This window comes from uncultured Paraglaciecola sp., assembly GCF_937123705.1.
Taxonomy (GTDB): Bacteria; Pseudomonadota; Gammaproteobacteria; order Enterobacterales; family Alteromonadaceae; genus Paraglaciecola.
Window position 1 is genome coordinate 16,106 of the sequence record NZ_CAKZKO010000073.1, and the last position, 13,889, is coordinate 29,994.

Annotated in this window: 13 protein-coding genes; 6 read left to right on the top strand and 7 right to left on the bottom strand. The window is 42.3% G+C overall.

The annotated features are described in order from the left end of the window. The first annotated feature begins 237 nt into the window (after nt 1-237). Nucleotides 238-1,596 (top strand): bifunctional UDP-N-acetylglucosamine diphosphorylase/glucosamine-1-phosphate N-acetyltransferase GlmU, encoded by a 1,359-nt coding sequence (gene glmU / locus Q0688_RS10960; RefSeq protein ID WP_299076065.1) that lies wholly within the window; start codon nt 238-240, stop codon nt 1,594-1,596. An 85-nt stretch (nt 1,597-1,681) separates the two neighbouring features. After that, nucleotides 1,682-3,514 (top strand): glutamine--fructose-6-phosphate transaminase (isomerizing), encoded by a 1,833-nt coding sequence (gene glmS / locus Q0688_RS10965; protein ID WP_299076068.1) that lies wholly within the window; start codon nt 1,682-1,684, stop codon nt 3,512-3,514. A gap of 125 nt (nt 3,515-3,639) precedes the next feature. On the opposite strand, the gene Q0688_RS10970 is transcribed toward glmS, so the two are convergent. Beyond that, nucleotides 3,640-4,407: a hypothetical protein gene (locus Q0688_RS10970; protein WP_299076071.1), complete on the bottom strand. Its 768-nt coding sequence runs from the start codon at nt 4,405-4,407 to the stop codon at nt 3,640-3,642. A 177-nt stretch (nt 4,408-4,584) separates the two neighbouring features. On the opposite strand from Q0688_RS10970, the gene Q0688_RS10975 reads away from it, so the two are divergent. Next, complete coding sequence (locus Q0688_RS10975; RefSeq protein WP_299076074.1) at nt 4,585-5,859, top strand: alpha/beta hydrolase; 1,275 nt, start codon at nt 4,585-4,587, stop codon at nt 5,857-5,859. A 38-nt stretch (nt 5,860-5,897) separates the two neighbouring features. Here the strand turns inward: Q0688_RS10975 and Q0688_RS10980 are convergent, their stop codons facing one another. The 4 genes from Q0688_RS10980 to Q0688_RS10995 all read right to left on the bottom strand — a co-directional run bounded on the left by Q0688_RS10980 (nt 5,898) and on the right by Q0688_RS10995 (nt 9,057). Further along, nucleotides 5,898-7,619: a sodium:solute symporter family protein gene (locus Q0688_RS10980; protein ID WP_299076077.1), complete on the bottom strand. Its 1,722-nt coding sequence runs from the start codon at nt 7,617-7,619 to the stop codon at nt 5,898-5,900. 8 nt (nt 7,620-7,627) lie between these two features. Further along, entirely contained in the window at nt 7,628-7,894 is a 267-nt protein-coding gene (locus tag Q0688_RS10985) for a DUF4212 domain-containing protein (protein WP_299076080.1), read from the bottom strand. Between the two features lie 221 nt (nt 7,895-8,115). Further along, a complete protein-coding gene (locus Q0688_RS10990; RefSeq protein ID WP_299076083.1) occupies nt 8,116-8,871 on the bottom strand; it encodes an MBL fold metallo-hydrolase in 756 nt (251 codons plus the stop codon). A gap of 12 nt (nt 8,872-8,883) precedes the next feature. Next, the gene (locus Q0688_RS10995; protein ID WP_299076086.1) at nt 8,884-9,057 is read right to left on the bottom strand and encodes a hypothetical protein; all 174 of its coding nucleotides are present in this window, start codon (nt 9,055-9,057) and stop codon (nt 8,884-8,886) included. 213 nt (nt 9,058-9,270) lie between these two features. Here Q0688_RS10995 and yjjX point away from each other — a divergent pair, with 213 nt between their 5' ends. Next, complete coding sequence (yjjX, locus tag Q0688_RS11000; protein ID WP_299076089.1) at nt 9,271-9,804, top strand: inosine/xanthosine triphosphatase; 534 nt, start codon at nt 9,271-9,273, stop codon at nt 9,802-9,804. A 29-nt stretch (nt 9,805-9,833) separates the two neighbouring features. Beyond that, nucleotides 9,834-10,046, top strand: a complete 213-nt coding sequence (locus Q0688_RS11005) for a hypothetical protein (RefSeq protein WP_299076092.1) — start codon at nt 9,834-9,836, stop codon at nt 10,044-10,046. Here Q0688_RS11005 and pdsS read toward each other — a convergent pair. Together pdsS and pdsR are read right to left on the bottom strand one after the other, a co-directional pair. Then, nucleotides 10,043-12,220: a proteobacterial dedicated sortase system histidine kinase gene (gene pdsS / locus Q0688_RS11010; RefSeq protein WP_299076095.1), complete on the bottom strand. Its 2,178-nt coding sequence runs from the start codon at nt 12,218-12,220 to the stop codon at nt 10,043-10,045. The genes Q0688_RS11005 and pdsS overlap by 4 nt on opposite strands. 41 nt (nt 12,221-12,261) lie before the next feature. Further along, the gene (gene pdsR, locus Q0688_RS11015) at nt 12,262-12,954 is read right to left on the bottom strand and encodes a proteobacterial dedicated sortase system response regulator (RefSeq protein ID WP_299076098.1); all 693 of its coding nucleotides are present in this window, start codon (nt 12,952-12,954) and stop codon (nt 12,262-12,264) included. 193 nt (nt 12,955-13,147) lie between these two features. Between pdsR and pdsO the strand changes: the two genes are divergently transcribed. Further along, the gene (pdsO, locus tag Q0688_RS11020; protein WP_299076101.1) at nt 13,148-13,882 is read left to right on the top strand and encodes a sortase-associated OmpA-like protein PdsO; all 735 of its coding nucleotides are present in this window, start codon (nt 13,148-13,150) and stop codon (nt 13,880-13,882) included. Nucleotides 13,883-13,889: the final 7 nt, after the last annotated feature.

A 13,889-nucleotide genomic window follows, 5' to 3' on the forward strand; every position in this document is an offset into this window, starting at 1 on the left:
GTTTACATCCTTATGATAACTGACAAATTGCCACAGAGTAATTAGTCTTATGGTTTATATATACATATTAACTTTAGAGTTTAAGCAACTTATGATGTTAAAATTACTTTTTTGAACGCTAATGGCTGTTGCTGATATATAACAACAGTGGTTACATTAGTGCATGATATAGAAACGTAAAAATGGTCAATGTATTGCAGTCATACGCGGTAGATAACTCTCATTAAAGGAAATCACATGAATTTTTCAGTAGTAATTTTGGCGGCGGGTAAAGGGACAAGGATGAAATCCTCTTTGCCTAAGGTATTGCACCCAATTGGTGGCAAGCCTATGGTGCAGCATATTATTGATACCGTAAATAAACTAGGAGCCAGCAATATTCATTTAGTATACGGACATGGACGAGACCAGTTACAAACCACTCTTAATCACAACGCCTTGTCTTGGTGCTTGCAAGATCAACAACTGGGCACAGGTCATGCAGTACAACAAGCGGCGCCGCATATTCAAGACGACGAAGATGTACTGATATTAGTTGGCGATGCGCCACTGATTAAAGAATCTACCCTGCAGCAATTAATTGCAGTGAAGAAAAATGCCGATCTTGCGTTGTTAACAGTAGAACTGAATGATCCCACTGGTATGGGCCGTATCATCCGCCAAGGTGAACAAGTCACTGCCATAGTTGAACACAAAGACGCCACCACAGAGCAACATCAAATAAAAGAAACCAACACCGGCATGATGATCATGGGCGGTAAAGACCTAAAACGCTGGTTAGCGGCTCTTAACAACCATAATGCCCAAGGTGAATTTTATTTAACCGATGTGATTGAAATGGCCGCCAACGAGGGGAAATCCATTCATGCTTCACAGCCCTCATCTGCCATCGAAGTAGAAGGGATCAACAACAGAATTCAGTTAGCATCAATCGAACGCGCATATCAAACGCAACAAGCCAATGATTTAATGCTTAAAGGAGTGTCATTACTTGATCCCTCACGTTTCGATTTAAGAGGTGAACTAGAAGTAGGGCAAGATATCACCATAGACACGAACGTGATCATTCAAGGTAAAGTTAAAATTGGCTCAAATACCTCAATTGGCGCGAATTGTACCCTAATTGATTGTGAGATTGCCGACCACGCCGTTATCCACCCTAACTCCATCATTGAACAAGCCTGCGTGGGTGAAAACTGCAGCGTAGGGCCATTTGCCCGCTTACGCCCAGGCGCGATAATGAAACAAAAATCTCGCGTCGGTAACTTTGTAGAAATGAAAAAAACCACTTTAGGTGAAGGCTCCAAAGCCAATCATCTAACTTATTTAGGTGATACAGAAGTAGGCGCAGGTGCCAACATAGGCGCGGGTACCATTACCTGCAATTACGATGGGGTCAATAAATTTAAAACTCAAATTAAAGATGGCGCTTTTATTGGATCAAATAGCGCCATAGTGGCTCCTGCAGTTATTGGGGTAAATGCCACAGTGGGCGCAGGATCAGTGATAACCAAAGAAGTCAGCGACAATGGGTTAGCCATTGCTCGCTCTAAACAAAGAAACATGGACAACTGGCAGCGCCCTGAAAAAAAATAGGTTGCTTTACTGTGTAATTCAACAAAAAATGAAACAAATTTTCGCAAATGATTTCTGCGATTGAACAACAAAGATTGGAGCTTGTATGTGTGGGATAGTAGGGGCAATTGCCGAACGTAATGTAGTTGAAATTCTGTTAGAAGGATTACGACGATTAGAGTATCGCGGATACGACTCGGCTGGTGTTGCCTTAATGGATAGCCAAGGCACTTTCATTCGCACCAGACGCATTGGTAAAGTAAAGGAACTGGCCGATGCCATACAACAACAACCCATCAAAGGTACAACGGGTATTGCCCACACGCGCTGGGCAACTCATGGTGGCGTAACTGAAGCCAACGCCCATCCACACTTTTCATCCGAGCGAATTGCCGTGGTGCACAACGGTATCATAGAAAATTATCAAGCATTACGCGAAGAGCTCAAACAAAGCGGTTACGCCTTTAATTCAGACACTGATACCGAAACCATTGCCCATCAAGTTCACGCTGAATTAGACAAATGCGGGGATTTACTTAAAGCTGTGCAAATTTCCGTGACAAAATTTCACGGCGCTTATGGCACAGTAATAATGGACAAACAAGATCCAGAGCGCATCATTGTGGCCCGTTCTGGCAGCCCATTGGTAATTGGTTTAGGTATAGGTGAAAACTTTATCGCCTCAGATCAAATGGCATTATTACCCGTTACCCGCCGCTTTATGTTTCTAGAAGAAGGCGACGTAGCCGAGATTTCCCGCACTAGCATTAATATTTTCGATCACAGCGGCGCACCGGTAAAACGCGAAGTGATTGAGTCCAGTGTTGATCACGATGCCGGTGACAAAGGTGGTTATCGCCATTACATGTTGAAAGAAATTCACGAACAACCACAAGTTATTCGCAACACCTTACAAGGTCGACTAAGTGATACTGGTATAAGCGACAACATATTTGGCCCAGGCGCCGATAAAATACTCGCCGATATCAAGCACGTACAAATTATCGCATGTGGTACCAGCTACCATTCTGGCATGACGGCACGATACTGGTTAGAACAATACGCCAATGTATCTTGTAATGTCGAAATAGCCTCTGAGTTTCGCTACCGCAAATCTTTTGTGCACCCCAACAGCCTAATTGTCACCATTTCTCAATCCGGTGAAACTGCCGACACCCTCGCTGCCCTTAGGCTTGCAAAAGAACAAGGTTATGCCGCCAGTTTAACCATCTGCAACGTGCCTGGTTCGTCATTAGTACGAGAATCAGACTTAGCCTTTATGACACTGGCAGGGGCAGAAATAGGCGTAGCATCCACTAAAGCCTTCACCACCCAATTAACAGGCTTTTTAATGTTAACCCTAGCCCTTGGGCAACATAACAACATGGCTGCAACTGACCACGACCATATTGTAAAAGCCCTCCACAGCCTACCGTCAAAGCTGGAAGAAACCCTAACCTTAACCTCGGGCATAAAAGCCTTAGCAAAAGAATTTGCCGACAAAAACCACAGCCTATTCTTAGGCCGAGGTGACCAATACCCTATAGCAATGGAAGGCGCTCTCAAACTTAAAGAAATCTCCTACATCCACGCCGAAGCCTACGCATCAGGCGAACTCAAACACGGCCCGCTGGCCCTGATTGACGACGAAATGCCGGTGATAGTAGTAGCGCCAAACAACGAATTACTAGAGAAACTCAAATCCAACGTCGAAGAAGTCCGCGCCCGAGGCGGCATCATGTACGTCTTCGCCGACAAACAAGCCAACTTCAAAAGCGACGACACCATGCGCGTGATTAACGTCCCGCACTGCGAAGCGGCAGTGGCACCTATTGTGTATACCCTGCCCCTACAATTGTTGTCGTACTACGTTGCAGTGATTAAGGGTACAGACGTTGATCAACCACGCAATTTGGCAAAAAGTGTCACAGTAGAATAATGAGTTCTATTATTTAATGTAAACAGTAACCAACTAATCTTATAATTTTAGTTGGTTACTTATCTCTTCTCTAAAGAATAGTAACCAATAAAAGTTCTATCTAAGTGGCATTTAACAAAGTCATTTCACAATGACGAGTTGTTATCTATTGTTACCTTCCCATCATCATCTTTAGCGGTGTAATTGATAAAACGGCTAAAGTGCTGTTGGTGGTCTAATTGAATTAGCAGTTTATCTAACTGCGTTTTTAGCTTTATTCCTTGCTGGGTATTTGCCACTGCGAGGCTGGCGGGCACAATACCCATATTTTTATAATAAATGTTCTCTACAGCTAGCTTTTTGATAGTACTCATAATGGAAACACGCTCAAATAAAATGACGTTCAAGCGCCCTAAGGCCAGCATCTTAACCAGTTGTTCAATACTACTCACTTCAACAAATTTGATTGCAGGTACATCAATTATTTCTGAGAAAAAATCGGCATTACCTATTAACGTACCTATGCTCCCATCTGGTAATTCATCAATATCAAAGAAGGATTTATTCAAAGAAAAAAAGTCAACATAAGTATTTATATGCCAATTCAATTCGGTGGCATATTCATAAAATTGCTGAGTTTCGAGTTGATAGGGAGTCAATCCAATGAGTTGTAGTCGTTTACTTTCGAGCTCTCGCTTAGCTCTTCCGTAAGTCATAATATGAAAATTAAAATATAAGTTGTTGTTGGTCGAAATAGTATTAAGCATGTCTATCACTAAACCACTGCCATCTTCGTTAACTAATGGCGGAAACGGCTCCAAGCCGACTTCAATTTCTTTTGCGTCACTCAATTGGCTTAATGTAAAAAAGCAGCAAAGTGTTACAACTAAGAATAAGCGTATTAATGTATTCAAAAAATCACCTAAAACTAATTCCGTTGCTACAACAATATGTTTACTAATTGCAGCGCACAAGCATTTTGTCACTTTAGTGAGTTAAATTATGCAACAACAACTCATAGTAGCGACATCTAAAATAGCCTATATTGCCACAGTGCTAATTTCACTAGTAGACACGAGAATGGAGATTTGATGGTTTTAAGTACAAAGGTTTTTTTCATCTATATCGGCATTTGCATGTTAAGTGCCTGCTCTATGTTGCTCCTTGAAGAAGAACTTGACCAAGCAAAGAACAATCAATACATCATAAAAGCCAATATCAGTGCCGACTCTATAGATGCCAGCAATAATTCAATTCTATCGCTTTTTAAGAAAGATACTGATGGCAAACCACAGTTTTTTGCTTATCGATTAGTCGAGCGTGACCAAAATGTATATTTTGTTGTTCCCAAGGGAGATTACCAGTTAGTGGCCTTTGAGGATAAGAACCAAGACTACAAATATCAACTAGGCGAACGCACCGCGCTTCAGAAAGATGTAGCCTTAGAACTGTTTCCTGATGGAAATGCCGCCGACAGTGACTATGCCTTATTATTAAAAGGCATACAGCTTGATTTAACCGATCAAAATTTAGCCAGCTCTTATAAGTTAGATTTAGCAATCGAAGCCGTGGCAGCGACTAGCTCATTACCCAAACGAAATTATTTAGAAGTTATTTCTTTAGCTGATCTACGTTTTAACGCAGCAAACAGCCATAAAGGCATGTGGGAGCCTTATAGTTTTTCAAAAGAAATTGGTTACGGTTTTTATCTGTTGAGTGAGTGGGATAGCAATAAAGCACCGCTATTTTTGGTGCATGGTATTAATAGCAGTCCTGCTATTTGGGGTGATTTTATAAAGAATATCGATCAAGAAAAATACCAGATCATTCTTTATCACTACCCTAGTGCCGAATCATTATCTATGACCGCCTATTATTTAGGTGAGGCCTTTATAGACATCAGCCAAAGAAACAGAAAACATAAGTTTACAATCATTGCCCACAGTATGGGTGGCTTAGTATCGCGAGGAGCGATACAGTTTTTGGTATATAAAAACCGCCCGAATATGATTGAAAAATTTATTACGCTATCTACTCCATGGGGAGGAGATGAGGCGGCACAATTTGCTGTCGATACCTCCCCAGTTATTGCCCCTGTATGGAAAGACTTAACACCCAACAGTCATTACTTAAAGCGGATTTACGAGCAACCTTTACCTCAAGACATAGAACATATTCTTTTATCTAGTTTCGCTGGAAACACGTTAATCATCCCTGAAAAAAATGACGGTGCCGTCACCTTAAAAAGTCAATTAAGGTATGAAGCACAATCTGATGCCGATAAAGTTTACTTAATTGATGCAACCCATGTGGGGATATTAACCGACCCTTTTACCCAACAAGTCATTCGAGGGCTCCTAGACTAGCAATATATCCAAATACCCCTATTTGTGTGGCAGTAGTGCTAATGTGATTGCGCGTCGCCTGCGCCTTTTGGGTAACGAATATCTTCTACCAATTGTTGGATTTGTTGTGGCGCATCGTCGCTAAAGCGATGAACCGTAAAAGCCACCGCAAAATTCACTAACATGCCTATGGTTCCAATTCCTTCAGGAGATACCCCCCACCACCAATTCTCGGGGATATTGCCAGCAGGGTTAATAAACTTGAAATAAATGATATAGCCAGCGGTAAACACAATGCCTGATAACATCCCTGCAATAGCACCTTGGCTATTCATTTGTTTATAAAAAATCCCCAGAATAATAGCTGGGAAAAACGATGCCGCCGCCAAACCAAACGCAAATGCTACAACCTGGGCGACAAAACCAGGTGGATTGATCCCAAACCACCCAGCCACACAAATGGCCACAGCCGCCGCAAAACGAGCATAGAATAACTCAGCTCTATCGCTAATATTCGGCGCTAAATTACGTTTCAGTAAATCATGGGAGATCGAGGTAGAAATCACTAACAATAAACCAGCAGACGTAGACAGCGCTGCAGCCACACCACCCGCCGCCACTAAAGCAATCACCCAAGCCGGCAAATCGGCAATCTCGGGATTCGCCAAAACCATAATATCCCTGTCTACTGTCATTTCGTTACGTTCATCACCCGAGTAAAACATTTTTCCATCGGCATTTTTATCTTCCCAACTGATTAAGCCTGTTCTTTCCCAGTTAGCGATCCAGCTTGGGGCTTTAGCATATTCTGTGCCTGTTGCTAGTTGTTCTGGCGTACTTGGGCCATTAATGGTTTCAATCATATTGACTCGGGCGAATGAGGCGATAGAAGGTGCAGTGGTATATAAAATGGCGATAAACAATAAGGCCCAACCCGCACTTTTACGGGCGTCACGCACCTTAGGCACAGTAAAGAAGCGCACAATAACATGTGGTAAACCTGCCGTACCTACCATTAGCGCAGCTGTGATACAAAATACGTCAAACACAGTCTTGGTACCGCTGGTATATTCGTTAAAACCGAGCTCGAGTGATAACCCATCTAATTTTTCGAGTAAGTAAATACCCGAGCCATCGGCTAAAGTGCTGCCAAAGCCCGTTTGCGGTAATACATGACCTGTCATCATAATAGAGATAAACACAGCGGGAACTAAATAAGCAAAAATCAGCACACAATACTGCGCCACTTGGGTATAGGTAATGCCTTTCATGCCACCTAACACCGTATAGAAAAACACAACCCCCATACCTATCAGCACACCAGAGGTAATGTCTACTTCTAAGAAACGACTAAACACCACCCCTACCCCACGCATTTGCCCTGCTACGTAGGTAAAACAGATAAAAATAGCGCACAACACTGCAACAGTGCGCGCCGTTTGTGAATAATAGCGGTCACCGATAAAATCTGGCACAGTGAACTTGCCAAATTTACGTAAATAGGGGGCTAGGCACAGCGCCAACAACACATAACCACCAGTCCAGCCCAACAAATACACCGCTCCGTCGTAACCCATAAAGGAAATCAATCCAGCCATAGAGATAAAAGACGCCGCCGACATCCAATCAGCTGCTGTGGCCATGCCATTGGCTATAGGGTTAACGCCGCCACCAGCTACGTAAAACTCTTTAGTCGAGCCCGCTCGTGCCCATATTGCAATGGCGATATACAATACAAATGACGCACCAACAATCAAAAACGTGAGGGTTTTAACATCCATATCTATTGCTACTCCTCTGCTACACCAAATTGTTTATCGAGCTTATTCATCTTATGTATATAGACAAATATCAAGGCAACAAAGATGTAAATAGCGCCTTGCTGGGCAAACCAAAAACCCAATTTAAAGCCAAAAAACTGGATTGCGTTTAGTGCTTCAGCAAACAAGATCCCGCAGCCAAAAGAAACCATAAACCAAATAGCCAATAATTTAAGTAGCAAGTGAATATTGGCTCGCCAATATGCTTTTTTGTCGTCGTCAGATTTGAAAGCCACGGATTTTCCCTATAAAAGATCACACAATGCGCCGCCCAATTCATCTATGAATAGTTAAAACTGTATAACAAAAGCAGCACGCCGAATTTATCTTAGATTAGAATGCCACCAATGAGCTAGCACAATTAACATAAATTTAACCTTTATGTGGAAATCAAGCTAGAGGGCATCATTTTAAGAATTGGTTGCCGCTTAGAACTAGCAAAGCATGGGCTAGAACATTACCCCTTTTTTCTAAGAAGTAAGCGTTTTATAGTGTTTTTTGCAGGGCCCCAAATCGTCACTGGGTGTCTGGGAGCCACGGTTAAGATATGTTGATAGTCTTTTTCGGTTAACTGTACTTCGCCACCGTGTGCCAACATAATCGACGCAGGTTGTAACTCTTTAACTTTTAAAACCGACGCTAAATATTGATCTGGAAAATACACGGGAATAGGTGGGATAAAGCGGCCTTTTACATTAACCAATAAGTCAGCCACGTATAAACGTTTGCTTGGCAAGTGCAACACAGATAAATCTCTGTCTGTATGACCGCGAGTTTCTAACACACACCAATCACCAAAACCGGGCAAAATGTCGTTATCAACCAAGGCATGGTCCACTGTTAAGTGAGGTGAATACCATAAATTTTTCAACGGTTTAGCTATTCTATTTGCTACCCATAGGGCTAACATCATGTCGACTAGATGCATCACCCTCCCACCTAGCCCTGCATACCATTGTTTTGGTAAGTTAGCGCTGGCAATTTTACAACCTGTTAGTTTTCGTAACTTATGAGCGGCGCCCGCATGGTCGGCATGCATATGCGTTACAACAATCAGCTTCAAATCGGTTAGGGGGCGGCGAAGTTCATCCACGATATATTGTTTTAAGGTTGGAATATCGGCACGACAACAGCCATCAAGTAACAGCAGTTTGTCTGGATACTCAACCAAATAAATCGACTGGATATACCCTTTTAAATGATGAATTTTCAAATAGGTTAGTCTTTATTTCTTTTCGCTTAGATCAACTTGCTGCTCAATATATTGAATTGCCTTTTGTAAACTCCCAAATGCATTGATCAGGTTTTTGCGGCCTTTATTCATCAGTTCAGGATCGTTGTTTTCTGACATCATCCACACCCAAGTGCGAATTAAAGATTCTGGGGGTACATTTTTCATTGCTGTCTAAGTATCTCTTTTTATTGTTATTATACAAACAGATGGGATTATACCCTGTGATCTCAAGGTTTTCGAGCAATCATTGCCAAAAATTTGACACTGATAGTGTTGCTATTTTGCGACAAACAACTGATTAATTTGCTGTAATGGTTTTTGTTGTGTTTAATGCTGTTCAATTAATCGTAATTTAGGACCTGCTGGCCTTAGTACCCAATGATAAAAATAATTGTAGGTTCAAACAATCCTGTAAAAATTAGCGCCGCCAAACACGCCATATGCGATATGTTTTCCGCAGATGAAGTCGAATGTATTGGATTAGATGCGCCTTCTGGTGTGGCACAACAACCTATGACCACTGCTGAAACCCAACAAGGCGCCATTAATCGAGTAAAATACTGCCAAACTCGTCATCAAGCTGACTTTTATGTGGCGATTGAAGGTGGTGTAGACCAATTTGATTATGGGCCAGCCACCTTTGCTTTTGTTGCCATAGCTAAGGGTGAGCAAATCTCGGTCGGTCGTAGTTGTAACTTACCTCTTCCTCAAGTTATTTTTAAAAGCCTTACCGAAGGTGAAGAACTGGGTGATGTAATGGACAGGTTTTTTAATACCAAGAACGTAAAGCAAAAAGGCGGCGCCATTGGCCTGTTGACCAAAGGTTTAGCCACCAGAGAAAGTGTGTATCGCCAAGCGACTCTTCTTGCTTTAGCGCCTTTTGTGCATGGTGCTTTATACCAAAGCGAGTAGTTTTAAGCCAAATAACAAGGAATGTAGTGATGCCTAATTCACCTAAAAAAACGACATTTTCTCTGACTAAATATTTAAGCAAAGTTGAATTAGTGGCATGGACATTGTGTATTTTTTCGATGCTAACCATTATCTTTGCCAAACAGATATTTCCTGCAGCCTTACCTTTTGCATGGCTTGGTGCCATCCTTGGAGCAGGTATGATTGGCTGGGGCATGGCGCGAAAACACAAAGGTCACTAAACCTTAAACTCCAAGGTAACAACCACACCAGATTTATCCTTTAGGTTATCGATCCTTATTTCACCATGATGATATTGGGCGATGATCTTTGCAATATATAAACCTAAGCCTAAGTGAGGTTGTTCGGTGTTTTGCTGCTTACGTACCGACACCATAGAATCGAGCAATTGATGCTGCATGTTTTCTGGTAACACACTACCTTGGTTACTGATGGTGAGCACATAGCCTTGGTCACTATTTACCATTTGCAGATTAATCACCGAATTTAGCTCGCTAAATTCCACTCCGTTGGCAATGATTTTGTCTAACATTTGGGCGAATAGTTCTGGGGCACCGTGAAAAGTAGAGTTTGAAACTGAGACTTGCACCTCAAAATCTCTTGAGGCGTAAGCTAGGCGATAACCTGCCACACAACCATTGATTAACTCTACTAAATCAAAGGTTTCTGGCTCACTGCTTTGAATAGCTTGCTCTAATCGTGTGGCTTCGCTCATATTCGAGAGTATCTTGCTTAGCCGCGTAATCCCTTGCTTTGCTCGATCGACATATTGTTTACTCTCTGGCTTTTGATCTTCTAGTAACAAGTTGTCTAAAGATGAATTAACAATAGCCACGGGCGTACGTAATTCATGTGACAAACGGGATGCCATATTTTCTAAATAGGTGTTGTATTGACTAAGTCGGCTAAGTACATGGGTAAAGGTACGAGATAAATCGCCAATTTCGTCTCGAGTCTTTGAAGGCACTATATCTCCAATGATTTTGCCTTGTTGATCGATGGCGTTTTCGGTGTCATTTCTTAAGCTACGAATACGCCATGAAATACGGGATGCAATAATAAATAACGCTAAGGTACTGATTAAAATTACCAGTAAAATATAGTGAAACTGCTGCTCTAGGGCTTTGTTTCTTAAAGTGCGGATCCCATTAGTGGTTTGCTCAACGACTACCGCCCCCATCACAGTTTCATCGATGTAAATAGGATGAGCTGCCGACATAATCACTGCCTTATTATCTGAACTCAATCGCCACAGTGAGCTAGGTGTACCAGCCAGCGCTTGACTGATATCTTGACCCTGCAAGGCAAAGGCATCCCGTAAATCATCCACAAAATCAGCCGGAGGCTTAGTTAATATTTGATAATAGAGGGGCAGCAACCAGTTGTTTTCGAGGTATTTCCACCAGCTGTTGGCACTCGCTGATTGCCCATTATTTGCTACACCTACAGTAGGTTTATTTTGTACCCCAGATGCGCTGTGAATTTCGCCAGAACGTGCCAACACTCGTCTGTGTTTGTCCACTACCCATACTCTGGCATTGGAATACTTAAGACCCTTGAGAATTTTTTCAATATCGGGTGAAGGCACCAATACTGTGCCCAGTGAGTCCACTTGCGATGGATTAGCTGTGCCTATGATGTGCTCTGTTGCTCGGGATTGTGGATTATCCACATCCACAATCGCAAAGGCAATTTTGCTCGACATCATAGCCAAGGGAAAACGTAATTCGAGGTGATATCCCTTTGCAGTATTACGCCATTGCCCCTGTATTTGGGTTTCTAATCTAGCGGGTTGCAACGAGTCTAAGCTATCTTTTAATAAATAGGCGTTTACCCACCCCGCTTGGGACGGCGCAATAATATAACGCTGAAACAAGCCGCTTTGGTCGGTCATGGCTATTTGCAGATGGTCGTTTTTATCAATACGCAAACTGTTACTTGGCCTGAGCAGCACAGTGTTGTCGGTTACCGCAAACATAGCGTACAAATATTTGTCGTACTGCCCCACCATATGGGTGAAGTGTAAACTTTCAGGTTGATATTCTTGAATAGCGTCAATTAGATTCTGTTGGCCATAAGCAATAGCTAAATGCTGGTAGTCTTGCCAATCATCTAGCTTGCCGTCTAATTGTATTGGGTATGCAATTTTATGAGCGTATAAATCGGTACCCGGCTTAACATCGGCTAAATACGCGGACTGGCTGTCAAATAACAATGGGCGCTCGTGTAAGGCGGTGGCTACTGCCCGAGCGGTACCCACCATAGTTTGCTCTTGACCGATACGCAGGTAAGTTTCCATTTCCCACACGTACTGGTAACCCAACCAGGGAATAGCCAATAAAAACGACGAAAAAAACAGTAGCTTTAAGCGCAATCCAAAACGAAATTTACTCATCTAGATGTAACTCATCAGTTCACGTATTACTGGGGTTTTATTCACTGAATTTTCCATCTGTAACCCATGCCATACACTGTTTCTACACAATCGAAGGCGCTATCGAATTGCATAAATTTTTTGCGAATACGTTTAATGTGTGAAGTGATAGTTGTGTCATCCACCACCATCTTAGACTCATCCATAAGTTGTTGGCGACTCTTAACATGGCCAGAATATTTGGCAATGGCGTGCAACATCCAAAACTCGGTAACAGTCAGTTCGATGCTTTGGCCTTTCCAGCTTACAGTCATACGTTTACTGTCCATCAGCAAGTCGCCTGTTTGAATTAGGTCGGTTTGGATTTGCGGTCTATTTAGTAACTCGGTACGCCTAAACAAAGCCGCTATGCGAGCCAGTAAATGGGGCAAACTGATATCTTTAGTTAAATAATCATCGGCGCCCATACGTAAACCACAAATGGTGTCGTAATCATTATCTCGCGCGGTAAAAAAGATAATAGGCAAGGTTTTAGATAAACCTCTTAATTGCTGGCAAACCGCAAAGCCTCCGTCAATTTCATCCTCAAGGCCAATATCAATAATCGCTAAATCCGGTAGTTGATGAGAAAACGCCTGCTCGGCGCTTTGTCGATTTGCGAAGGCTTGCACCTCATAGCCTTGCTTGCTAAGGGCTGCAATATAATTTTCTCTCAGTGCTTGGTCATCTTCTACCAAGGCGATACGTTTCGACATACTGGCCGCCTGTTCAATTGTTAATGGCACTATATCGCAAAACTTCTATTGGTTTAGTTGATAAATGGCCGAATCAATCAATTTCCATTTTTTCGCCACAATTGACCTCAAGTTTGCCATTTTTCCTCCCCGAAACAGCCACACACTCTTTGTTTACTAGAGAGGAATTCATCAATCACCTTTAGGAAAAATAATGAACATCAACAAACATAAATTCACTACCTCAATCGCTTTCACTTGTTTGCTATCAAGTAGCGCCTTAGCCGAGCCAAACAAGCAGCAAGAAAAAACCAATGAATTAATAGGTTTCAGTTCGGGCGCCATCATAGGGACCGCAATCGGCGGCCCCTTTGGCGGGGTTATCGCTGCCATATTTGGCGGAATGGTTGCCAACGACATTAATTCTGACAATAAGCTGGAAAAGGCCAGCCAATCGTTGCAACAAAAAGAGCAACAATTAGTAGTATTACAACAAGATATTGAAGCTCAAAAACAACAGGCATTGGCGCAAATAGCCTCTATGGATAATGCCTTAGAACAGGCCAGATTGCTGCAAAACACCTCAGAAATACAAGCTAACATTCAATTTAAAACTGCTTCCTACGTTTTAGAACAGCACTATAAATCACAACTTGATCTGCTGGCCCAAAGACTACAACAAAATCCTAAACTGACTATTACCTTGTCGGGCTTTGCAGACCAACGTGGTGACAGCAGTTTTAACCAAGTCTTGTCTGAGCAACGTGCCTTATCCGTTAGATCATACCTGATATCTAAAGGCGTTAAAAAAGAGCAAGTAATTACTTACTCCTTTGGAGAGTCTGAATTAGTAAGCGCAGGTGTAAATTTTGAAGACGACTTTTTCGACCGCCGCGTGATGCTGAAAGTATCCAATAAACAAAGCGCCATGACAGCCGCAAACCAATAAGGAAACT